This is a genomic window from Variovorax paradoxus (assembly GCF_030815855.1).
GTDB lineage: Bacteria > Pseudomonadota > Gammaproteobacteria > Burkholderiales > Burkholderiaceae_C > Variovorax > Variovorax paradoxus_M.
On sequence record NZ_JAUSXG010000001.1, the window covers coordinates 4,335,713 to 4,356,639 of the forward strand.

The 20,927-nt window shown below is 65.7% G+C and carries 20 protein-coding genes; 2 read left to right on the forward strand and 18 right to left on the reverse strand.

The genetic code is table 11. From position 1 onward, the window contains the following. Position 1: 1 nt before the first annotated feature. From rsmH to dksA, 6 genes are all read right to left on the reverse strand, one after another. Positions 2–925: a 16S rRNA (cytosine(1402)-N(4))-methyltransferase RsmH gene (gene rsmH / locus QFZ42_RS20805; protein WP_307702784.1), complete on the reverse strand. Its 924-nt coding sequence runs from the start codon at positions 923–925 to the stop codon at positions 2–4. Between the two features lie 8 nt (positions 926–933). Next, positions 934–1,362 (reverse strand): division/cell wall cluster transcriptional repressor MraZ, encoded by a 429-nt coding sequence (gene mraZ, locus QFZ42_RS20810; RefSeq protein WP_307702785.1) that lies wholly within the window; start codon positions 1,360–1,362, stop codon positions 934–936. Between the two features lie 267 nt (positions 1,363–1,629). Continuing rightward, entirely contained in the window at positions 1,630–2,958 is a 1,329-nt protein-coding gene (gene hslU, locus QFZ42_RS20815) for an ATP-dependent protease ATPase subunit HslU (protein WP_307702786.1), read from the reverse strand. 2 nt (positions 2,959–2,960) lie between these two features. Beyond that, entirely contained in the window at positions 2,961–3,506 is a 546-nt protein-coding gene (gene hslV / locus QFZ42_RS20820) for an ATP-dependent protease subunit HslV (RefSeq protein WP_026283873.1), read from the reverse strand. A gap of 61 nt (positions 3,507–3,567) precedes the next feature. Further along, on the reverse strand, positions 3,568–5,256 hold the full coding sequence (locus QFZ42_RS20825; protein ID WP_307702787.1) for an STAS domain-containing protein: 1,689 nt from the start codon (positions 5,254–5,256) through the stop codon (positions 3,568–3,570). Positions 5,257–5,299: 43 nt separating this feature from the next. Next, complete coding sequence (gene dksA / locus QFZ42_RS20830) at positions 5,300–6,277, reverse strand: RNA polymerase-binding protein DksA (protein ID WP_373423402.1); 978 nt, start codon at positions 6,275–6,277, stop codon at positions 5,300–5,302. 402 nt (positions 6,278–6,679) lie between these two features. On the opposite strand from dksA, the gene QFZ42_RS20840 reads away from it, so the two are divergent. After that, positions 6,680–8,161, forward strand: coding sequence for a YdgA family protein (locus QFZ42_RS20840; protein ID WP_307702790.1), 1,482 nt, complete (start codon positions 6,680–6,682; stop codon positions 8,159–8,161). Positions 8,162–8,234: 73 nt separating this feature from the next. Here the strand turns inward: QFZ42_RS20840 and QFZ42_RS20845 are convergent, their stop codons facing one another. The 7 genes from QFZ42_RS20845 to QFZ42_RS20875 all read right to left on the reverse strand — a co-directional run bounded on the left by QFZ42_RS20845 (position 8,235) and on the right by QFZ42_RS20875 (position 14,262). Next, the gene (locus tag QFZ42_RS20845) at positions 8,235–9,287 is read right to left on the reverse strand and encodes a CobW family GTP-binding protein (protein ID WP_307702791.1); all 1,053 of its coding nucleotides are present in this window, start codon (positions 9,285–9,287) and stop codon (positions 8,235–8,237) included. Positions 9,288–9,371: 84 nt separating this feature from the next. After that, positions 9,372–10,595: a class I SAM-dependent rRNA methyltransferase gene (locus QFZ42_RS20850; RefSeq protein WP_307702792.1), complete on the reverse strand. Its 1,224-nt coding sequence runs from the start codon at positions 10,593–10,595 to the stop codon at positions 9,372–9,374. Further along, positions 10,592–11,638 (reverse strand): tyrosine recombinase XerC, encoded by a 1,047-nt coding sequence (locus QFZ42_RS20855; RefSeq protein ID WP_307702793.1) that lies wholly within the window; start codon positions 11,636–11,638, stop codon positions 10,592–10,594. The genes QFZ42_RS20850 and QFZ42_RS20855 overlap by 4 nt, the downstream gene beginning before the upstream one ends. Then, positions 11,622–12,227 (reverse strand): YdcF family protein, encoded by a 606-nt coding sequence (locus QFZ42_RS20860; RefSeq protein WP_307702794.1) that lies wholly within the window; start codon positions 12,225–12,227, stop codon positions 11,622–11,624. Before QFZ42_RS20860 ends, QFZ42_RS20855 begins: the two co-directional genes overlap by 17 nt. Before the next feature lie 29 nt (positions 12,228–12,256). Further along, a complete protein-coding gene (locus tag QFZ42_RS20865; RefSeq protein ID WP_307702795.1) occupies positions 12,257–12,955 on the reverse strand; it encodes a DUF484 family protein in 699 nt (232 codons plus the stop codon). Next, positions 12,952–13,836, reverse strand: a complete 885-nt coding sequence (gene dapF, locus QFZ42_RS20870) for a diaminopimelate epimerase (RefSeq protein WP_307702796.1) — start codon at positions 13,834–13,836, stop codon at positions 12,952–12,954. The genes QFZ42_RS20865 and dapF overlap by 4 nt, the downstream gene beginning before the upstream one ends. Before the next feature lie 48 nt (positions 13,837–13,884). Next, a complete protein-coding gene (locus QFZ42_RS20875) occupies positions 13,885–14,262 on the reverse strand; it encodes a hypothetical protein (protein WP_307702797.1) in 378 nt (125 codons plus the stop codon). Between the two features lie 58 nt (positions 14,263–14,320). On the opposite strand from QFZ42_RS20875, the gene QFZ42_RS20880 reads away from it, so the two are divergent. Next, on the forward strand, positions 14,321–15,259 hold the full coding sequence (locus tag QFZ42_RS20880; protein ID WP_307702798.1) for a LysR family transcriptional regulator: 939 nt from the start codon (positions 14,321–14,323) through the stop codon (positions 15,257–15,259). Here the strand turns inward: QFZ42_RS20880 and QFZ42_RS20885 are convergent. The 5 genes from QFZ42_RS20885 to QFZ42_RS20905 all read right to left on the reverse strand — a co-directional run bounded on the left by QFZ42_RS20885 (position 15,222) and on the right by QFZ42_RS20905 (position 20,661). Beyond that, the gene (locus QFZ42_RS20885; RefSeq protein ID WP_307702799.1) at positions 15,222–17,360 is read right to left on the reverse strand and encodes an alpha/beta hydrolase domain-containing protein; all 2,139 of its coding nucleotides are present in this window, start codon (positions 17,358–17,360) and stop codon (positions 15,222–15,224) included. The two genes, QFZ42_RS20880 and QFZ42_RS20885, sit on opposite strands and share 38 nt — an antisense overlap. A 165-nt stretch (positions 17,361–17,525) precedes the next feature. Further along, positions 17,526–17,816: a putative quinol monooxygenase gene (locus tag QFZ42_RS20890; RefSeq protein WP_307702800.1), complete on the reverse strand. Its 291-nt coding sequence runs from the start codon at positions 17,814–17,816 to the stop codon at positions 17,526–17,528. A gap of 135 nt (positions 17,817–17,951) precedes the next feature. Beyond that, positions 17,952–18,902, reverse strand: a complete 951-nt coding sequence (locus QFZ42_RS20895; protein WP_307702801.1) for an AraC family transcriptional regulator — start codon at positions 18,900–18,902, stop codon at positions 17,952–17,954. A gap of 1,011 nt (positions 18,903–19,913) precedes the next feature. Next, positions 19,914–20,276, reverse strand: coding sequence for a hypothetical protein (locus QFZ42_RS20900; protein WP_307702802.1), 363 nt, complete (start codon positions 20,274–20,276; stop codon positions 19,914–19,916). Then, positions 20,251–20,661 carry a GNAT family N-acetyltransferase gene (locus tag QFZ42_RS20905; RefSeq protein ID WP_307702803.1) on the reverse strand — a complete coding sequence of 137 codons (411 nt, stop codon included), beginning with the start codon at positions 20,659–20,661 and terminating at the stop codon, positions 20,251–20,253. The genes QFZ42_RS20900 and QFZ42_RS20905 overlap by 26 nt, the downstream gene beginning before the upstream one ends. Positions 20,662–20,927 lie beyond the last annotated feature (266 nt).

Genomic DNA, 20,927 nt, shown 5'->3' on the forward strand with positions numbered 1-20,927 from the left:
GTCAAACAGCTTCCGTGCGCTCGGCCACGCGCAGGATGGCGCTGCGCGAGCGCGGGTTGCCACGCACTTCGTCGTCGGACGGCTTGATGCGCTCGAGCGCGCGCAGCTTCATCACCTTCGGGGCGGCGAACGGCGCGCGGCGGTCGTAGACCTCCTTCGAGTGCTTGGCGATGAACTGCTTCACGATGCGGTCTTCCAGCGAGTGGAAGCTGATCACCGCGAGCCGGCCGCCGGGCTGCAGCACGGAAAGGCTCGCCTCTAGCGCCTGTTGCAGCTCTTCAAGCTCGGCGTTGATGAAAATCCGAAAAGCCTGAAATGTGCGCGTTGCAGGGTTCTGGCCCTGCTCGCGGGTTTTGACCGTGCCAGCCACGAGCTCGGCCAGTTCGGTGGTGGTTGAAATTGCGCCCCGTTCTTGTCTGCGAGCAACAATCGCCTTTGCAATCTGAACAGCAAACCGTTCTTCGCCATAGTCACGGATCACCTCTGCAATCTGCTGAAGTTCGGCCGTTGCCAGCCAATCGGCCACGCTCTCGCCGCGCGTGGTGTCCATGCGCATGTCGAGCGGGCCGTCGAAACGAAAACTGAAGCCGCGCACCGGGTTGTCGATTTGCGGCGAACTCACGCCCAGGTCCATCAGCACACCCGCCACGCTGGCGTCGGGCAATTCGCCCAGCGAACGGAATCCCTGGTGCCGGATGGAAAAACGCGCATCCGAGATGCGCGCTGCTTCGGCCACCGCTTCCGCATCCTTGTCGAATGCGATCAGCCTGCCTTCCGGTGCCAGCCTCGCAAGAATGGCGCGCGCATGCCCGCCGCGCCCGAAGGTCGCATCCACGTAGGTGCCGGCCGCCGCCGTGCTGCCTGAAAGAAGGGCTTCCACCGCTTCGTTCAGCAAGACGGTGGTGTGAATCCATGGAGTGTTCACACGAGTCCTCAGAACGCGAAGTCCTGAAACACATCGGGCATCTCGCCCTGGGTGGCCTCGGCCTCCTTGGCTTCGTAGGTGGCCTTGTCCCAGAGTTCGAAATGATTGCCCATGCCCAGCAGCAGCGTCTCGCGTGCAATGCCCGTGGCCGAACGCAGTTCGGGCGAAACGAGGATGCGGCCGGTACCGTCCATCTCGACGTCCATGGCGTTGCCGAGAAATACGCGCTTCCACCACTGTGCCGACATCGGCAACGCGGCGATGCGGTCGCGAAATTTCTCCCACTCGGGGCGGGGGAACACCATGAGGCAGCCGTGCGGATGCTTGGTGATCGTGAGTTGGCCGTTCGCCGTCGCGCTCAGGACGTCACGATGCCGGGTCGGCACGGAGAGCCGCCCCTTGGCATCCAGACTGAGCGATGAAGCGCCTTGAAACACGACCAGAACCCTTGTATTGGGAATGCCGCAGCACCCGAAAGAGGCACTACCCGCACTTTTCCCACTTAACTGCACTTTTTTGCACTGTAGCAGGAAACACTTCACGCGCAACTGGCCGTTGGTGGTATTTTTTGTAATGGAATCAACGACTTAGCGCTGATTTCCAAAGCTGGAAACCAGTGAATTTCGTTGAGAATTAAGCACTTAGCTCACGCAGTGAATGTGATGCGTGAAGCGCGGCCCCGTTACAGGGGCCGCAAGGCGGCTTCAGAGGATGAAGCGCGAAAGGTCTTCGTCGTGACTTAGTGCCGCAAGGCGCTGGTCGACGTAAGCGGCATCGATGCGGATGGTCTGTCCTTCGATACGGGCCGCGTCGAAGCTTACCTCATCGAGCAGCCGCTCCATCACGGTGGACAAACGGCGGGCGCCGATGTTCTCGGTACGCTCGTTCACTTCGAAGGCGATGGTCGCGAGGCGGTTGACGCCTTCGGGCGTGAAATCGAGCGTGACACCTTCGGTCGCGAGCAGCGCCTGGTACTGCTTCACGAGCGACGCGCGCGTCTGGGTGAGGATGCTTTCGAAGTCCTGCACCGAGAGCGACTGCAGCTCAACGCGGATCGGAAAGCGCCCCTGCAGCTCGGGAATGAGGTCGCTCGGCTTGCTGAGGTGGAACGCGCCGCTCGCAATGAAGAGCATGTGGTCGGTGCGCACCACGCCGTACTTGGTGGTGACAGCCGTGCCCTCGACCAGCGGCAGCAGATCGCGCTGCACGCCTTGGCGCGACACATCGGAGCCCTGGGCTTCGCTGCGCGTGGCGACCTTGTCGATCTCGTCGATGAAGACGATGCCGTTCTGCTCGGCATTGGTGATGGCCTGGGTACGGATCTCGTCCTCGTTGACCAGCTTGGCGGCTTCTTCATCGATCAGGAGGCGCATGGCCTCGGCGATCTTGAGCTTGCGCGTCTTGCGCTTGCCGCCGCCGAGCTGGCCGAACATGCCGCGCAACTGCTCGGTCATTTCCTCCATGCCCGCCGGACCCATGATTTCGAGCGGTGCACGGGTTTCGGCGAGATCGAGCTCGATCTCCTTGTCGTCGAGCTGGTGCTCGCGCAGCTTCTTGCGGAAGGCCTGCCGGGTGGGGTTGGGGCCGTCCAGCGCGGGTGCGCCGCCATCGGCCCCGCGCGCGGGCGGCAGCAGCACGTCGAGGATGCGGTCTTCGGCCGCGTCTTCCGCGCGGGCGCGCACCTTGGCGCTCTCGGCCTCGCGCGTCTGCTTGACGGCGATTTCGGCCAGGTCGCGAATGATCGAATCGACGTCCTTGCCCACATAGCCCACCTCGGTGAACTTGGTGGCCTCGACCTTGATGAACGGCGCATCGGCCAGCCGTGCCAGGCGGCGCGCGATTTCGGTCTTGCCCACACCCGTGGGGCCGATCATGAGGATGTTCTTGGGCGTGATCTCGGTGCGCAGCTTCTCTTCGACCTGCTGGCGGCGCCAGCGGTTGCGCAGCGCAATGGCCACGGCGCGCTTGGCGGCCGGCTGTCCGACGATGTGGTTGTCGAGCTCGGAGACGATTTCCTGCGGGGTCATGGACATGGTCAGAGCGCTTCCACCGTGTGGTTCATGTTCGTGTAAATGCAGATTTCGCCGGCTATCGCGAGCGATTTGCGCACAATCTGCTCCGCCGTGAGGTCGGTGTTGTCGATCAGCGCCTTGGCCGCCGACTGCGCGTAGGCGCCGCCCGAACCGATGGCAATCACGCCGTCCTCGGGCTCGAGCACGTCGCCGTTGCCGGTGATGATGAGCGAGGTGGTAGCGTCGGCCACGGCCAGCATGGCCTCGAGCTTGCGCAGCACGCGGTCGGTGCGCCAGTCCTTGGTGAGCTCGACCGCGGCGCGGGTCAGATGGCCCTGGTGCTTTTCAAGCTTGGCCTCGAAGCGCTCGAAGAGCGTGAAGGCGTCGGCTGTGGCGCCGGCAAAGCCCGCGAGCACCTTGCCGTGATAGAGCCGCCGCACCTTGCGCGCCGTGCCCTTGATGACGATATTGCCGAGAGTGACCTGCCCGTCCCCGCCAATGGCGACCTGGTCGCCCTGGGGAGTCTTGCGGCGCACGCTCACGATGGTGGTGCCGTGAAACTGTTCCATCGAAGCCATCTGGGGATGCCGTGGGGCAATGCAACCCCATGCGCCCCAAGTCACCGGCGGGCTAGTTCTTCCGGACGGCCACCGTGGCGTGGTCGGCAATGCCGACCAGGTCGAACAGCGCCCCAATGAGGCGGTGGGCGTCCACGAACTGGACCCGCTCGCCCTGGGCATCGCGCGCGCGCACCCAGCTCAGCAGCGTGCCGGCGGCGGCAAGGTCCATGCGCAGCAGTGCCGCGCATGAAATCACCGGGGCGGTGGTGTTGCGCAAATCGGTGTCCAGCCGCTGCAGGCTCGAATGCGCCTCGCCGCGCAAGTCGCCGGCCAGCGCGGCAAAGCCGCTGTCGGCGGACAGAAAGCTGTCCGATTCGCCGTTGACGGACAACAGCGACCACACGGAGCCCGCACCCGAACGGCTCGGCTCTGGCGCCGCAATCGTGGCGCACTCGCCCTTGGGGTCCTGCCAGGCGGGGGGCGACACCTCGTAGGTGATGCAGTAGTTGAGCGCCACCAGTTCGAAGCCGTCCGGCAGGTTCATCATGCGCAGCGTTGCAAGGTGCAGCTGCCACCACACGTCTTCGGTGCGGCGCTCGTTGTTGGGCGTTGCCTCGGCCAGCACGGCAAGAAGTTTTTCCGACCCGATGAAGCGCAGCTTGACCGGCGAATCCGCCCAATGGGTGAACAGCACGCGCAGCGGCGAGACGGCCTCGGCCTCGACGGCGGCCAGCGCGCGCCAGTCGAGCGTCCAGATGGAGCCGGCCTGCGACAACGCACGCGTGAGATTCATCAGCCCGTCGCGCGACAGGCGTGCGGGGCTGGTCCAGTCGGCTCCCGCCGAAACCAGCTCGGCGTGCTGGCTGGCGGCGACCGCCTGCACGTCGCGCGCCAACTCGTCGAGCGGCACCCAGTCGGGGCCCATGCGCTTCATGCGCTGTGCGTAGCGCATGCGCGCAGCGGCAAATCGGGTCGCGTCGCCGGTGGCGCGGTACAGGTCGAACAATGCGCGCCAGCGCGTCTCATCGCGCTCGGCGGCGGCATGGTGGCCCTCGGCGCCCGCGGTCTCGGAGGCCAGGGCTTGCAGAAGAATCGCCTCGGCCCCGGTGTCGTCGCCATGTGCGAAACGGATCACCGCCTCTTCCAGCGCGCTGTCGCGTGCGAGCCGCGCCGTGAGCAACGAGGTGTCGTCGACCGCCGCGCTGGCCGGAATGGGGGCGGCCGCGGAAGCCGAAACCGGAATCTCCGCGGCAGCGGCAGCGGCAGCAGCCGGCACAGCCCTGAAAGCGGGTGCCGCGAGCAGGCTGGCCACCTCGGCCTCGTCCATGGGCGGAGGCAGCGTTTCGGCGCCCACTTCGGGCGGCGCATTCGCCAGCACCTCGCCGTTGGGGCCGCGGCCCTTCCACCACTGCTGCGACATCTGCTCTTCGATCTCGTCGATCTTCTTGAGCGTGAGCGCGCGCCCCTCGGATTTTTCCGTGGTGGTGTTCAGGTTGAAGGAAGACGGCGTGACCGTTCCTTCGAAGGCATGGGCGGCCGCTTCGCGCTGCCGCAGCTTGCGGAGCATGTCGAACTCGCGCCGCCGCACGAAATCGTTGCGCTGGCGCCGCTCGATCATTTCCTTCAGCATTTCCCGGCTGTAGGCCTGGTCGGGCAGCGTGGAATCGGCGGCCGCATTCAGCTCCGACCAATCCTTGAGCGGATTGCGGACGAACTTCGCCACCTTGGAGAGGAGGCGGCTCGATTCTTCCTTAGCCATCTACAGGAATCTCGCGGCGAACTGGGGTCTTCTATCCTTCCGCTCAGTCCCCGAACATCTTCTGCTTGAGTTCGCGGCGCTGCTGCGCTTCGAGCGACAGCGTGGCCGTGGGGCGGGCCAGCAGCCGGCCGACACCGATGGGCTCGCCGGTTTCGTCGCAGTAGCCGTAGTCGCCGGCATCGATGCGCTGAATCGATTGCTCGATCTTCTTCAGCAGCTTGCGTTCGCGGTCACGCGTGCGCAGCTCGAGTGCGTGCTCTTCCTCGATGGTGGCGCGGTCGGCCGGATCGGGCACCACCACGGTGTCTTCACGCAAGTGCTCGGTGGTTTCGCCGGCGTTTTCGAGAATGCCGCGCTTGAGTTCGACGAGCTTCAGGCGGAAGAACGCCATCTGCTTTTCGTTCATGTACTCGGTATCGGGCATGGCGATGACCTCGGCGTCGGTCAGTTCGGCAGCCGACTTGGCTTTCCAGTTGTTGGCCAGCTTCGGGTCTTTTTTCACTGCGACCGGGGGCGGCGGCACCAGCGCATTGGAAGGCGCTTGCGAGAAGGAAGACTTGGCCGCGGTGGAAGCCACCGATTGCGGCATGGAAGGCACGGTGAGCTGCGACAGCCGGGACACGCGGCCGCCTCGCGCGGGAGCGGGCGTGGCGGTCTGAGCGGGCATCGAAGGTGTCGCCGTGGCGGAAGAAGAGGCGGCAGCCGTTTTTTTCATTGGGATCGGAGGGGCAGAAGTAACGGCAGCAGTGCGGCCGACAGTTTTGGATGGCGGTAGACCCGCGACTGCAGTTTTGGTTGCACTCTTGACCGGGGCGGATGCCACCGGCGGCGCAGCAGACTTTGCAGGCTTGACGGGCTTCTTTGCAACGGTCGCGGCCTTGGCCGATGGCGTTGCTGGCTTCTTTGAAGCGCTTTTTGGTTTCGGGGCCGGAGCTTTTGCAGCGGAAGAAATCTTTTTTGCCGCGGGTACAGCCGGCTTTGCAGCCACCGCTTTCCTGGCGGTGGACTTGGTTGCTGGCATTGCCTTGGCGGCGGGTTTCTTCACGGTGACTGGCTCCTTGAACGAACTGGAACGCGCTTTCACTGGGTGTCTCCTCCCAAGGGAACCACTGCGGGGGTTGAGGCCCGCCGGCTCCACATGTCGGAGTGCTCGCAGTGACGAACCCCGGGGTTATACCCCCGAAAGCCCGCCAGAAACTTGCGGCGCCCCGTGCCATAAGCCACATCTCGCCCTTAAAACGAAAGCGTGGCCGCCGGAACAGGCGCGCGATTGTATAGAGAACTCGAAATGGAAGGGAGATGTACCTGCAAACCGCTTACGTCCGTTAGCATCGCCGGCGTTGCCGGAGGGGGCAACAAGACCTGCCGAGCTGAACAAGCGGGTGCGGGTCGATTCGATCATTCCTACAAAAGAGAAGAAATCTTGAGCAAAAAAGCAGTTTTGGGCACGCTGGCCGCCGCCATCGCCGTTGCCTATGGTGGCAGCACGTGGTGGGCCGGCACGAAAGTCAAGTCCAGCTACGAAGCCGCCCTGGAGGAGTTGCCGAAGCAGACCGCGCTGGTGCGCGTGATCGATCGCAAATATGAGAGCGGCTTCTTCGGCGCAGTGAGCACCGTGACCTTCGAATTCGGATGCGCGGCCGATGCCGCCGCCACGGCGCCCGCTGCCGTCAAGTCGGCCGAGAAGGATGAAGAAGACGACGAAGACGGCGATACCGATGCCGGCAGCACGCCGTTCAAGCCGGTGCGCATCACCGTTCGCGACACCATCCGCCACGGCCCGATTGCCGGCGGCACCCTGGCCGCAGCCACCATCGACAGCGAACTGGTGCTGGACGTCAAGGGCCAAGCCGCCGCCGAAAAGTTCTTCGGCAAGGCCAAGCCCCTGACGGCGCACACCAAGGTGGCGTTCAACGGCGCCTACGCAACCGACCTGACCGTGGCACCGGTCAAGCTGGCCGAAGAAGGCAAGGGACAGTTCGCCTGGCAAGGCGCGCAAATGCGCGCCGAGATGAACGGCGCCCGTACCCAGGTGAACTACAGCCTGGCGATGCCGGGCCTGGACGTGACCGACACCCGCACCGGCGTCACCCTGAAAATGGGCAAGCTGGCCGGCAAGGCCGACATGAACAAGAGCGAAGGCTGGATCCTGGCCACGGGCAAGACCGAAGCCCGGCTCGACAGCTTCGAGTTCGCAGCGCCCAAGGGCTTTGGCGCCGGCGCCGAGGGCAAGGCCCTCCCCACCGTGCTGCTGCAGAACGTCGACATGATTGCCGATGCCAACATCAAGGACGGGCTCTACGAGTCGATCGGCACCATCAAGGGCACCGGCAAGGTCGGCGAGACGAAGATCGACAAGTTCGAGATGACCAGCGGCGGACGCCGCATTCACGCCGCCGGCTACAAGAAGCTGGCCGATGCCTGGATGCAGTCGGCCGCCATCAACGGCTGCGGCAAGGGCGGCAGCAAGGCCGCGCAAGCCGCCATGCAGACGCTCATGGAGCAGCTCGGCCCTGATCTCAAGGCCATGGCCAAGTACAACCCCGAACTCGGCCTGGACAAGATGCTGGTCGAAATCGGCGGCAAGCGCGGCGAAATCAGCTACACGGCCGGCATGGTCGGCGTAACCGACGAAGACCTGAAAGATCCGGGCATGGCGCTCTTGATGAAGCGCGGCGTGCTCAAGGCCAGCGTGCGGCTGCCGATGCAATGGCTGGAGCAGATTGCCGCCACCGGCGCCGAGAGCGGCCAGTTGCCTCCGCCTGAAATGGTGGCGGGGCTGGTCGAACAGGGCGAGGGCATGGGCTTCGTCAAGCGCGACGGCACCGACATCACCAGCCAGGTCGAGTACAGCGAAGGCAGCCTGAAGGTCAACGGCAAGCCGCTCGGCGGCATGGGCAAGTAAGCAGCCCCCGCTGAAACAAAAAAAAGGCGCTGCCCTTTCGGGGCAGCGCCTTTTTTTTATGTCGGATGGCCCGTCACACGAGGCACTGCTCGAGTCCCTGCTCGAGGATTTCGCGCGGCAGCTCGATGCCGATGAACACCATGCGGCTCTGGCGCACTTCGTCCTTGCCCCACTCCGGGCCCAGGTCGCTGCCCATCAGCTGGTGCACGCCCTGGAAGATCACCTTGCGCTCGGTGCCCTTCATGCTCAGCACGCCCTTGTAGCGCAGCATGCGCGGTCCGTAGATGTTGACGATGGCACCCAGGAAATCTTCCAGCTTGGCCGGATCGAACGGACGGTCGGCCTTGTAGACGAAGCTCTTGACGTCGTCGTCCGTGTGGTGATGGTGGCCGTGGCCCTCGTGCTTGTGCGAGGGATGGTCGCAATGCTCGCCATGGGCGTGGTCATGGTCGTGATGGTCGTGGTCGTCTTCCTTGAGGAAGTCTGGGTCGATGTCGAGCTTGGCGTTCAGGTTGAAGCCGCGCAGGTCGAAGATGTCCTTCAGCGGCACGTCGCCGAAATGCGCCTTCTGCTGGGGCGCGCGCGGGTTCATGTGCTTCAGGCGATGAATCAGCGCATCGGTTTCCTCGGCCGACACCAGTTCGCTCTTGCTGATGAAGATCTGGTCGGCAAAGCCCACCTGGCGGCGCGCTTCCTGGCGGTCGTTGAGCTGCTGCGGCGCGTGCTTGGCATCGACCAGCGTCAGAATGGAGTCGAGCAGATAGCTCTCGGCAATCTCGTCGTCCATGAAGAAGGTCTGCGCCACGGGGCCGGGGTCGGCCAGGCCGGTGGTCTCGATCACCACGCGATCGAAGTCGAGCAGGCCCTGGCGCTTCTTGGCTGCGAGCAGCTGCAGCGCTTCGCGCAGGTCTTCGCGGATGGTGCAGCAGACGCAGCCGTTGCTCATCTGGATGATCTGCTCCTTCGATTCGGTCACGAGAATGTCGCTGTCGATGTTCTCTTCGCCGAACTCGTTCTCGATCACCGCGATCTTCTGGCCGTGGGCTTCCGTCAGGATGCGCTTGAGCAGCGTGGTCTTGCCCGAGCCTAGAAAGCCGGTGAGGATGGTGGCGGGAATAAGGGCCATGGTGTGCTCCGGAAGCGGAAAACAGGGAAGAAAAAAACTTGGCAGGCAGTTTAGCCAATGCCACTCAGTTGCGTTGGCGCAGGGTCAAGCCGGCTTTTTCACCACCACCAGCCCCTTGAGGTATTCGCCCTCCGGAAACTCGATGGTCATCGGATGATCGGGTGCCGCGCCCAGGCGTTCGGCGATGTAGCCGTCCACTTGGGCGTCGATGCCCGCCGAAGCCACGATCTTGTGAAAAAGGTCGGCACTGATGCCGCCCGAGCACGAAAAAGTCAGCAGCACGCCGCCGGGCTCCAGCAGCTTGAGCGCCAGGCGGTTGATGTCCTTGTAGGCGCGGGCCGCGCGCTCGGCATGGGCGGCGGTGGGCGCGAACTTCGGCGGGTCGAGCACGATGGCGTCGAAAGTGCGGCCCTGTTCGATGAACTCGCGCAGCACGGTATTGACGTTGGCGTCCAGAAATTCCGTCTTCAGGCCCGAGCCCTCGCCACCGCCGAAGCCGTTCAGCGCCAGATTGGCCCGCGCTTTCTCGAGCGCCGGCTGCGACGAATCGACCGACAGCAGCTCGGCCCCCTCCAATGCGCCGGCCGCTTGCAGGCCCGCGAGCGCCGCCACCGTGAAGCCGCCGGTGTAGCAAAAGCAGTTGAGCACGCGCCGAAAGCGCCGGTGCTGCGCCAGTTCGGCAAAGCGCTGGCGGCTGTCGCGCTGGTCGAGGTAGAAGCCGGTCTTGTGGCCGGTCGCGATGTCGAGCGAGAGCTTCCAGCCGTGCTCGCGAATCGTGATTTCAGTCGAGCCCTCCCCGCGCAGCCAGCCCGTGACCGGCTTCAGGCCTTCGCGCTCGCGCCCGCTGGCATCGGAGCGCTCGTAGAGCTTCTGCAGGCCGGTCGCCGCGAGCAGCGCGTCGGCAATGGCGGCCTTCCAGCGCTCGACACCGGCCGACAGGAACTGCGCCACCAGCGTGTCGCCGTAGCGGTCGACGATCAGGCCCGGCAGCCCGTCGGCCTCGCCGTGCACCAGCCGCACGCCGTCGCTCTGCAGATCGAAAAGCGCCCGGCCGGCCACCGCGCGGGCGCACACCGACGCCAGGAACGCGGCATCGATGCGCTGCGTTTCGACAAAGCTCCAGGCCCGCGCGCGGATCTTGGAGATGGGGCTGAAGGCGGCCCAGGCCAGGAACACGCCCTCGTGCGATTCCACGCGCACCGTTTCGCCGGAATCGGCGCCGCCGCGTGCAATGGCGGATTCGAAGATCCAGGGGTGGCGGCGCTGCAGCGAGCGCTCTTTGCCGGGCTTGAGTCGGAGGGTTTTCATTTGTTGTGGGTGTCGTCTTTTTTGGGCTTGGCCCGTGCACTTTTTTCAGCGCGTGTCTGCGCATCCGTGCTCTCGGGCCGGGCCTGCGCGCGCGGATGAGCCGCGTCATAGGCCTTGGCCAGGTGCTGAAAATCCAGCCGGGTATAGATCTGCGTGGTGGCAATGTTGGCGTGGCCGAGCAGCTCTTGCACGGCCCGCAGGTCGCTGCTCGACTGGAGCACGTGGCTCGCGAACGAATGCCGCAGCATGTGCGGATGCACCGGCGCCGCGAGACCGGCCTTGAAGCTGCGCTCACGCAACAGCTTCCACACTGCATGCGACGAAAGCCGCAGGCCCTTGGTGTTGATGAAGAGCGCCGCCGCGCCTGCCGGGTCGCGCAGGCCGGCGGTCGCCAGCGCCGGGCAGTCGCCGCGCACCGCGAGCCAGTCGCGCAGCGCCTCGGCCGCCTTGCCGCCGATCGGCACCAGGCGCCGCTTGCTGCCCTTGCCGAGCACGTTGGCCTCCATCGCATCGAGATCGACCCAACCGAGCGCCTTGTTGCTGGCCTGCGCATCGAGGCCCGTGAGCTCGCTCACACGCAGGCCGCAGCCGTAGAGCACTTCGACGATGGCGCTGTCGCGCGCCTCGGTCCAGGGATCGGCCTCGGGGTCGTACAGCTCCGCGAGCTGCACTGCGTCGTCGACCGCCAGCGCCTTGGGCAGCGGCCGTGCGGCCTTGGGCGCATGCACGTCCGTCACGGGGTTGGAAACCACCAGCCCCTCGTTGCCGAGCCAGCGGTAGAAGCTGCGCCAGCATGAGAGCACCAGCGCAATGCCGCGCGGCTCGCGCCCCGCGCCGTGCAGCTGCGCCATCCAGCGCCGGATGTGCGCGGTCTGCACGCGGTCGAGCGGAAGCCCGGCCTCGGCGGCGTTGGCCGCGAGCGCTTGCAGATGGATGGCGTAAAGCTCGACCGTGCGCGCCGCCAGCCGGCGTTCGACACGCACATGCTCCAGGTACTTTTCGACCCAGCGCGTGTCGATGGTCTTCTCAGTGGAGGTAGCCATTGAACGCATTGTTCACGACAGCCAAAGGCTCGCGCAATGCGCCCTTGAAAACCATGCCCCAGCGCTGCCAGCAGCGCGTGCTGGCAGCGGCGTACTGAACGTCGAAGTCCTTGTCGAAACCGCCGGCCCGCACCAGCCGCTCCACGCGCCACAGGTGATAGGGCTCCGACACCACGATCACGCTGTGAATGCCCGCCGCCTGCAGCATCGGGCGCGACATCGCCAGGTTCAGGCGGGTGGAAGTCGACGCCGGCTCCAGCAGCAGCGGCCCGGCATAGCCTTCGGCGCGCGCATGCTGCTGCATGACCTCGGCTTCGACGCGGCCGTCCTCCTTGTCGACCCCGCCCGACAGCACCAGCTGCTTCACGCGGCCCGCGTTGGCCAGCGCAATACCGGTGTCGACCCGGCCGGTGAGGCATGGGTTCGGCTTGCCGTCGAGGTAGGCCCGGTTGCCCAGGATCAGCGCGGCATCGGCTGCGCGCCGGGGCGGGTTGTCGAGTGTTTCGACCGCGCGCTGCCAGATGACGGCCGCAATGGCCAGGTACGTCAGCAGCCCGCCAAGCAGCACCGTCCACAGCACGGGCCGCACCGCGGCCCGCCAGGACCGGTGCCGCCCGCTCAAGGCCGCAGCCGCGACAGCGCGCCCGAAGCCAGTTCGGCGATGCGCTCGAGAAAGTCGGTGCCCATTTCGGCGTTGAAGCGCTGGGCGTCCGGCGAGGCCAGCACCAGCAGCCCGAAGGCCGGCGATTCGGCATCGGGCCGCAGCGGAATCAGCGCAATCGACATCGCGCCCGCCGGCTCGGGCAGCCACTTGGCCGCCTCGAATCCCGAATTAAGCCCGCAGTAGGGCGAAGTGAGCGAGGTGGCCAGCGCCTTCACGTCGTCGCTCACCCACTGGGCGTACGCCTCGTTGAGGTAATCGGCGCCGCAGTCCCACACCTTGATGGCGGTTTGCGGCACCAGGAACAGCGACTGCAGGTCGACCGCGATGCGGTACGGCAGGCTGCGCGGGTCGCGCGTGGTCAAGAGGCCCTTGGTCCAGCGCTGCAGGCGGTCGGCAATGACCACGTTTTCGGTGCCGTGGCGCACCATGTCCATCAGGCGATGCTCCAGCGCCTTGATTTTTTCGCGCAGCATCTCGGCCTGGCGCTCCTGCAGGCTCACGGCGCGGTTGCCGTGCGGGCTGGTGAGCTGCACCTGCGCCAGCAACTGCGCGTGCCGCTCGAAAAAGTCGGGCGTGTTCGCCAGGTAGTTGGCGATGTCGTCTTCGGTGATCGGGTTCATGGCGTCGTCGTCGTTGTTTCTGAAGTTGGTCATGGCAGCTCGGGCACCTCGATGTCCCCCTCGAAAACCGTGGTGGCCGGGCCCGTCATGAGCACGGGGTGCCCCTCGCCCTCCCAGCCGATGGTGAGCACGCCGCCGTGCGTTTGCACGTCGACCCGGCTGTCGAGCAGGCCCAGTCGAATGCCCGCCACCACCGCGGCACAGGCGCCGGTGCCGCAGGCCAGCGTTTCGCCGGCGCCGCGCTCGAACACCCGCAGCTTGACGTGCGTGCGGTCGACCACCTGCATGAAGCCGGCATTCACCCGCTGCGGAAAACGCGGATGGTGCTCGATCTGCGGGCCCTGCCTGGCCACTGGGGCGGTTTCGACGTCGTCGACCACCTGCACCGCGTGCGGGTTGCCCATCGACAGAACCGCCACCGAGACAATCGCCGAATCGGCATGCGTGCCAAGGGCCAGGTGCCAGGTGTGCCACGCGCCCGTCGGCTGCGGGTCGAGCCCCGCGGTGTCGAAAGGCACGCGGGCCGGCTCGAAAACCGGCGGCCCCATGTCGACCGTGACCCGGCCGTCTTCGTTCATGCGCGGCTCGATGACGCCCGACAGCGTTTCGACGCGCACCGCGTCCTTCTCGGTCAAGTGGTGCTCGCGCACGAAGCGCATGAAGCAGCGAGCGCCGTTGCCGCACTGCTCCACCTCGCCGCCGTCGGCGTTGTGGATCACATACTGAAAATCGACGCCCTCGGCCGCGCCCTCGGAGGGGCGCCGCACCGTGAGGATCTGGTCGGCGCCGACGCCGAAGTGGCGGTCGGCCAGAAAGCGGTATTGCGCGGCCGTGAGGCCCAGCGTGCCGCGCGTTTCGTCGAGCACGACAAAGTCGTTGCCGGCTCCCTGCATCTTGGTAAAGCGGATTCGCATCGGGCGATTATCCGCCCCCGAAAATGGCCCGGCTTGTCCAAGGCCCGGTCAGCCGCAGCGCGCGGCGACCACCAGGCCTTGCGGATCGACATCGACAGTGAGCCTCGCCGGGTCGCCCGGCGGCGGCAACGGCGTGCCGGCCGCCGAGCTGCGCGCGGATTTGGAACCGGTGCGGGTGCGCATTTCTTCCAGCAGCGGCGGGTTGAACGGCCGGCCGAGCGCGTAGCGCGCCTGCCCGGCCTGGCAGGCTTCTTCGGCAGGCACCGTCACGAGGACGGGCGGCGGCGGCGCCTCGGAGGTGAGCGGGCGGAATTTAGGCTGTGCCTGGCAGCCGGCAATGAACAGCGTTGCCGCGCAAAGGCCGCCCGCCATGGCGCCGCGCGCACGCGGGGAAGAGATGAAACCGGATTGCTGAAGGATGGGCATGGTGTGTCTTGCTTCTTTCAACGGATCGTAGCGCCGGCGGTGGTCAAATCCACCCGCCATGATCAACCTGAATCGTTTCGATCTCATCTCCCTGCGGCTTTTTGTCGCGGTTGTCGATGGCGGAAGCCTGACCGCGGGCGCGGACCGATTCGGCGTTTCGCTCCCGGCGGCGAGCAAGCGCATTACCGAACTCGAGCAGCATTGCGGCATGGCGCTGCTGCAGCGGGGCCAGCGCGGCGTCACCGCCACGCCCGAAGGCCAGAGCCTGCACCGGCACGCCATCGAGGTGATTGCGCGGCTCGAGCAGCTGGTGCAGGCCGTCGACGATCTTCAATCGGGCGCCACCGGGCACCTGCGGCTGTGCGCCAATCCTTCCGCTTTCGGCGGCTTCCTGCCCAGCGTGCTGGCCGAGTACGCCCGCCGCTATCCGCACGTGGTGATCGACATGGAAGATGCCTTGAGCGAAGACGGCATTCGGGCTGTGCAGAAAGGCACGGCGGAGCTGGCGGTGATTGGCGACAACGTGCCGCACGAAGGCCTGGAGACCATCGTCTGCAATGTCGACCAGCTGGTGCTGCTGGTGCCGGCAGGCCACGCGCTGGCCGGCCAGCAGAACGCCCCCATCGTGAACGTGCTCGACCACGACCTGGTCACGCTCGCACGCAGCGCATCGCTCACGCGCAAGGTGATGGCCGCGGCTGACGCGGTCAAGCGCACACCGCGCATCCGGGTGCAGGTGCGCAGCTTCGATTCGATGTGCCGCATGGTTTCGTTCGGGCTTGGCCTGGCGATCTTGCCGCGCGCGGCCGCCGCGCTCTATGCCCAGGCCCTCGGCCTCGTGCAGGTGGATCTCGAAGGCATCGAGATGGAACGCGTGCTGCTGCTGGCCATGCGCAGCCGCCCGGAACTCTCCGCGCCGGCGGCCGCCCTGGTTGAAATGATCGAAAGCACGGCTCCGTTCAGCGCAGCACGGCACTCTCCGACGCCTGGCGCATAAGGCGGTCGCGGTCCGCAGGCAGAAGAAAGCCCTGGGCGAACGCCTTCTCGGCGGCGGTCCGCACCGCGGCCACGTAGCCTTCATGGCTGCCATAGCGCTCCTCGAGCGACAGGCGCGGGTCGCCACTGGCAGTCCGCTCGGCACGCGTGCGTGCGAACGGCACGTACCCGCCCACGTAGTTGCACACCTGGCCTCGATGGAAGCCCTCTGCGGTAACGTTGAATCCCAGGTAGGTGCCCAGCGGCGCCATCACCAGCACCGTGGGAACCCCGTCGATCTCGTTGCCGTCGGCATCGACCTTCGGCACTTTCATCGGGATCACCTTCTTGATGACCGGCGGCACATTGGTCGGCACGCCAGAGGCTTCGGAGTGGTTGAATTGCGGCCCCCAGTCATAGTCGAACACCGGAAACGCAAAGTTCTCCGGCAGGAAGATCGAGTCCGGAATGCCGGGCACCCCGCTCGGAAAGCCCATCGCCTTCTTGTTGGCGTCGACCAGCGTCCTGGCCGCCAGCGTGGGCCAGCGGCTGGGCGGCGGCGGCGTTCCGTTCAGCACCCAATCGCGCATGGCCAGGCGCAGCACGTTGGTAATTTCGGTGTGCGGCACCGGGTTTGCCGCCAATGTGCCGCGGCCAAAGTTGTTGCCGGGGCAGCTCGCCCTAGTGCTGGCCGTGACTGCGGGCATGTGCGTGAAGCCGCCCGCGCCGCCGCCGTGGTGGCTGCTCGGCACGTAGTAGCGCCGAACGTTGCGCGGCAGCGGAATATCCGTGTCCCCCGCCGTGCCGATCCACTCGGGCGTGAGCTTCAGCGCGTACACCTCGGCCGACCCGAAATGCTCGATCACCTTCGGGCAGGTGTCGTTGGCGTTGCAACGCGAGAAGATGCTGCCAGTGGGTTGCCTTCGCACCGGGTCTGGCCAATCCACCCACCACTGCGGGCCTTCGCTGCCCTGCTGATACAGCTCCAGCACGCCGTCCGGCTGGGCCCAGCGCGAGTTGGCCGCCACCCGGCGGCCCGCGATGATCGGCCAGGCTCCGTCGTACACCTTGCGGTTGCGCTCGTCCTGGTTCAGGCCCATGAAGATGAACTGCCGCACCATGTTTCCGGACTGCGACACACCCCGCACGGCAGTGCCCTTGACCAGGCCGGCCACCGGATTGCGCGTGCCGAAATCGTCGGCCGCCTCGTAGCGGAAGAAGGTGCCCACGTCGCGGAACGCCGCCATGCCCACGCCCAACACATAGGCGTTTTGCGCCGGGTACACCACCTGGTACAGCAGGTTGGCGTCGAAGCCGTTGCGCAGGCAGATGTGCACCGGCAGATTGCCGGGCGCATTGGCCGGGTTGATGTCGATGGGCGTGCCCGGAAACGGATGGCCCGCCTCGCATTTGGCGAATGCCCAGTCGCCCGGCGCGATGGCCGGGCCATCGGTGACCACGCCGTCGACCGTTTCCTTGATGTGCGTCTTCAGCGTTGCCTGGGTCGTGTCCAACGTGGCCGGAAGGTAGGGCACGGGGTTGGTCTGCACCATCAGCGGCTGCGAGGCCGCGCCGCTGCGGTTGACGATGCGCCCGAACACCATGCCTGTGACGGCCACGCCGTTCACCTTGGCAATCGGCGCCGCCACCCAGTGATGGGTGCCCTCGGCCCGGTTGGCGGGAACGCCCGTGTTGCCCGCGTTGTCCGCCTGCCAGCCGCTGCGCAGGCCAATATCGCCCAGCTCGCGCTCGTCCACAACAATGGTGCCCTCGCCACCGCGATTGGGCACGTCATGCCAGAGAAAGCCGCTCGCACGGCTCATGTCGACCGGCTTCACCAGATTGAAGGTAGTTTCATACCGCACCTTGCCGTCTGCGTCCGCCCCCAACTTGATGTCGGTGATGACGCTGTTGTGCGGGTCGTTCGGGTCGAGCTCGCCGAACGCGCGGCCGCGAATCTGCTCGTACGGGATCGACCGCCCCGCGAGCGGCGCAACGTTGTCGATCACGATGCGAGTGACGCGGGCCTCGGCCGGCGCGGCGGCAATAACGATGGCCGCCGTGGCCGCTGCCGCGAGCCAGTGCAGGCGTGGCTGGCGCCCCGTCGGGCTTCTGGAGTGCATGCTGTCTCCTGTCTTTTTTGTGTGCGGATCCGACGGCGTCGGCGCTGTGCATCCTCACAATTCGGAGACACGCCGGCAATTCACGTCTTGTTTAGCCGGTCTTAACCGGTGGTTAAGGACTGGCTCGCACCGCAAGCTGAAAGCCGACTCACCCCGCCCGCGGCATCAGAGCGCCGTGCAATAGCAACTGACAGGCGCACAAGCCAGCTGCGCCTCCAGCGCACGCCAGGCGCCCGACGCCACCGCGCGGTCGATATGCGCCTGATGATGACTCCGAGATTCCCACGATTCGACCAGCGTGAACACGCAGGCGTTGTCGCTGCGCCCGAACAGCTGCACACCCCGGCAGCCATCCGCCGACGGCAGCGACTGTTTGACCTGGTTCATGAGCTCGGCGAATGCGGAGGCGCCCTCGGGCTTGGCTTCGAAAGTGATGATGACGTTGATCGGGTCCATGGAATTTCGCTGCTGCTTCAAAGAAAGAAAAGAAAAAGGAAGCAGGCAGGTTAGCCAGCGCCCTTCCTCGCGCCTAGGCGCGAAGCTGCGAACAAATTGCCCATGGCTGCGAAGCTTGCGCAGCCCCCATCGCCATCAGCCCGACTGCACGCGCCGCACGTATTCCGCAGGCGTTGCCTCGAACCGCCTGCGGAACGCACGGTTGAAATGCGCCGGGCTCTCGAACCCCACCTTCGCAGCCGCATCGCCGGGCCGCAGCCCCGCGCCCAGCATCAGCGTGCGCGCTTCTTCCAGGCGCAGGTCGCGAATGCAGCGCATCGGCGTGACCCCAGCCACCTCGCGAAAACTGTGCGCGAAGTGCGAAGGGCTCATGTGCACGTGGCTGGCGATTTCGGCCACCGACAGCGGCCGGCCCAGATGGCGGCGCATGAAGGCGATCGCCGTCTGTATGCGTGCCCCGGCCTTGCTGACCGCGCCCGCGCTGCGGATGGCGGCCGCGGCCTCGGAGCGCAGCAGCCGCAGCACGATCTCCTCCACGGCCAGCGGCGCGAGCGTGCGGCGGTCCACCGGGTCATCGGCCGCCAGCAGCAGACGGGTGAAGGCCTCGACCACTTCCGGCGCCACCGGGGCCGTGAAGTTCTCGGTCACGCGGGCCGGCTCGGCCGTCAGCGTGCCGCTTTCCGCCAGCGCGACGAAAGACTTGACCAACACATCGGGCGGCAGGTCGAGATGAATGGCGAGGTACGGCGCTTCAGCGCTCGCCCCGACGACCGTGCCGCGGCACGCGACCTCGGCGCCTAGCACCAGGCATTGGGTGGCGCCGTAGTCGAGCGAGCGACGGTCGCCGCCGAGGTGCGCGGTCTTGCGGCCTTGCAAGACCACCACGACGCCCGGCGTGAGGCGCTGGGTTTTCTCGTAGCGGATCGGGCGGGAGAAGCGGTAGTAGCGCAGGCCGGGGTAGATGGCATCGGTGCGGCCGTCTGCGGGGGTTCGCGCCGCGACCATGTCGCGCAGGCGGGCCCAGGCGGCCGGGATCATGGCTTCTTCGAGCTTGTTGTTGTCGTCGGCGACGGCGGGAGCTGGCATCGGCTTTGTTGAGGAGAGAAAGGAAAAGCGAAATGCGCAGGGTAGCCGGTCGGCGTGCGCCCGATGGCGGGGCGCGCTGTTGCTGGCGCTATGGAACGCAGAGGATGTTCCGTTTGCAGCGCTTCGTTCACCGCGTCCTTTGAAGCTCAGCAGCGAAAGCGTGCGGCCCCAGCGGCTATGGTGCGCGCCCTAGCACTTTCGCCTAGTGCGCCATTGAAGTTGCGAATTCCCGGTGTTGCGCATCTGAAGGTTCGCGGATGTACTGCTCACCGGCTGCTTGGGGCCCAAAGCAGAACTACGAGCTTCTCCATAGGAGACGTTCAAGGCTTCAACACCTTACCGCTGCCGAAGCCAGGCCAGAGCCCTCAAGCGCAGGCTGCCAAACGAGGTACTCGTTCCAGACCTCCCAACTGGAAGAAGCCAGCCAGATACGAGACCGCAAATCAAACCCGCCCCCGCCGAAAGATTGGCCATCTCGACGATTCGAACTACACGATTTGGATTGCCTGATAACAGCACAGGGAAGTACGCCGCAGCCGCCCCATACCCGACGACTACCCCGATTGCCGCTCCTGCCACAGCTCCGAGGGTCATTCTTGGGAACGCGGCAACCAGACAGAGCACCGAAATGCAGTACAGGAGACCAGCGACTACCGCCGGAGCACCACCAACAGCGAACGCGCCAACAATCGCAAAAGGGTGGAGAGCAAATGTCAGTGACTCTCTCGAGTCGGACGCTGACGCGGTCATAAGAAGTCCGAGCAAGGGGCCAAGAATGACAAAAAAACCAATCGACTGGGCTGCGTGAATGAGCTTTGGCTTACCTGAAAAGATGGGTGTCTTTGGCGGAGTGCGCCGACTAGAAGAATCCGGTCTCCAACTGCTGCTGGCGCCGAAGTCCGCGCCACATACCTCGCACGACGTGGCATCCAGAGCAACCTGCGCATCACAGTTCGGGCAGTACATATGGTTTATCGGGCGTGAGTCCGGTTGTGGCCGCAAGCGGAGGGCCTATTTGGGCAACCGTCCGGTGTCCATAAGGAATCCCACGAAATCATCGTGAAGGCCTTCGCCGATCTTGCTCCCATGTTCATCAACCACGTAGAGGCGCCCTTTCTCGGCGAGAGCCGTTCCGCCATCCATGGCAACCAGGAACGAATGCCCGAGACCACGAAAGCACTCCGACAGGACCTTTGCCAGAGTTTCTCTCGCTACTCCAGCGGCGGCTAGGGCGCGCTGAATCTCGCGATACGGCTTCTCGTCCTCTACCCAGACAAGGTCGGATTGCGGGTCGGTGAGGGCTTCCGACGCGGTTGTCGACCACACTTCCAATGCCCTTGCCATGTCTTCAAACAGGTCGTCCTTTGTAGCCATAAGATCCATGCGAATTGATGCCGATGCGAACGTCCGGCGTTGGCCGATTTGTTTCAGGTGATGCGGCGCACCATGTGCCGGCGACGGCATTCGTCGCACCCAATGCGATGGCCTGCCGCTCCGCCTCGGCCAGCAGGTGGCTGCCCAGGCCCGAGCCGCGCACGTCGGCTTCGACAAACAGTGTTTCGATGTTGAGCCAGTAGAGAAAAACAAAGCTCCGCACCCCGCCCAGCAATCGGCCATTCCCGTCCCTGGCGTTGAGCCGGATGTACTGCTGCTCGGGATACTCGCCGTCGAAGCCATAGTTGTAGTGGCGCAGCTTGCGGCCGAGCTCGCCGGAGCGGAGTTCTTCCGGCGTGGCGGCGGTGATGCTGTTGTTTTCCATGTGGGAGAAGGGTAACGGAGCCGCGCCGCGCCCCGGTTGGGCGTGTGGCCGAATTCCGACTCACGGCCGATGCGTGCCCCAACCCTGGAATGTGTAGTAGATGTTCATTGTTTCCTCGTGAGAGTCCGCCCAGAATACCCAGACGCAATGGCCCCGGCCGAAGATCTTCTCAGAGAGCTCGCGCACGGGGTTTCCGTCAGGGCCAGCCGGAACGCACGAGGGCAACCAGTCACCCGCGACATCCGGATTGGGATGCATCCAGATCT

Bases quoted from the DNA above. Each gene is read 5' to 3' on its own strand.
- QFZ42_RS20900 (WP_307702802.1), bottom strand. From the start codon at position 20,276: ATGGCTACAAAGGACGACCTGTTTGAAGACATGGCAAGGGCATTGGAA.
- dapF (WP_307702796.1), bottom strand. From the start codon at position 13,836: ATGCGAATCCGCTTTACCAAGATGCAGGGAGCCGGCAACGACTTTGTC.
- QFZ42_RS20895 (WP_307702801.1), bottom strand. From the start codon at position 18,902: ATGCCAGCTCCCGCCGTCGCCGACGACAACAACAAGCTCGAAGAAGCC.
- QFZ42_RS20850 (WP_307702792.1), bottom strand. From the start codon at position 10,595: ATGAAAACCCTCCGACTCAAGCCCGGCAAAGAGCGCTCGCTGCAGCGC.
- QFZ42_RS20865 (WP_307702795.1), bottom strand. From the start codon at position 12,955: ATGACCAACTTCAGAAACAACGACGACGACGCCATGAACCCGATCACC.
- QFZ42_RS20905 (WP_307702803.1), bottom strand. From the start codon at position 20,661: ATGGAAAACAACAGCATCACCGCCGCCACGCCGGAAGAACTCCGCTCC.
- QFZ42_RS20885 (WP_307702799.1), bottom strand. From the start codon at position 17,360: ATGCACTCCAGAAGCCCGACGGGGCGCCAGCCACGCCTGCACTGGCTC.
- hslU (WP_307702786.1), bottom strand. From the start codon at position 2,958: ATGTCCATGACCCCGCAGGAAATCGTCTCCGAGCTCGACAACCACATC.
- QFZ42_RS20880 (WP_307702798.1), top strand. From the start codon at position 14,321: ATGATCAACCTGAATCGTTTCGATCTCATCTCCCTGCGGCTTTTTGTC.
- hslV (WP_026283873.1), bottom strand. From the start codon at position 3,506: ATGGAACAGTTTCACGGCACCACCATCGTGAGCGTGCGCCGCAAGACT.
- dksA (WP_373423402.1), bottom strand. From the start codon at position 6,277: ATGCCAGCAACCAAGTCCACCGCCAGGAAAGCGGTGGCTGCAAAGCCG.
- QFZ42_RS20875 (WP_307702797.1), bottom strand. From the start codon at position 14,262: ATGCCCATCCTTCAGCAATCCGGTTTCATCTCTTCCCCGCGTGCGCGC.
- QFZ42_RS20855 (WP_307702793.1), bottom strand. From the start codon at position 11,638: ATGGCTACCTCCACTGAGAAGACCATCGACACGCGCTGGGTCGAAAAG.
- QFZ42_RS20825 (WP_307702787.1), bottom strand. From the start codon at position 5,256: ATGGCTAAGGAAGAATCGAGCCGCCTCCTCTCCAAGGTGGCGAAGTTC.
- QFZ42_RS20890 (WP_307702800.1), bottom strand. From the start codon at position 17,816: ATGGACCCGATCAACGTCATCATCACTTTCGAAGCCAAGCCCGAGGGC.
- QFZ42_RS20845 (WP_307702791.1), bottom strand. From the start codon at position 9,287: ATGGCCCTTATTCCCGCCACCATCCTCACCGGCTTTCTAGGCTCGGGC.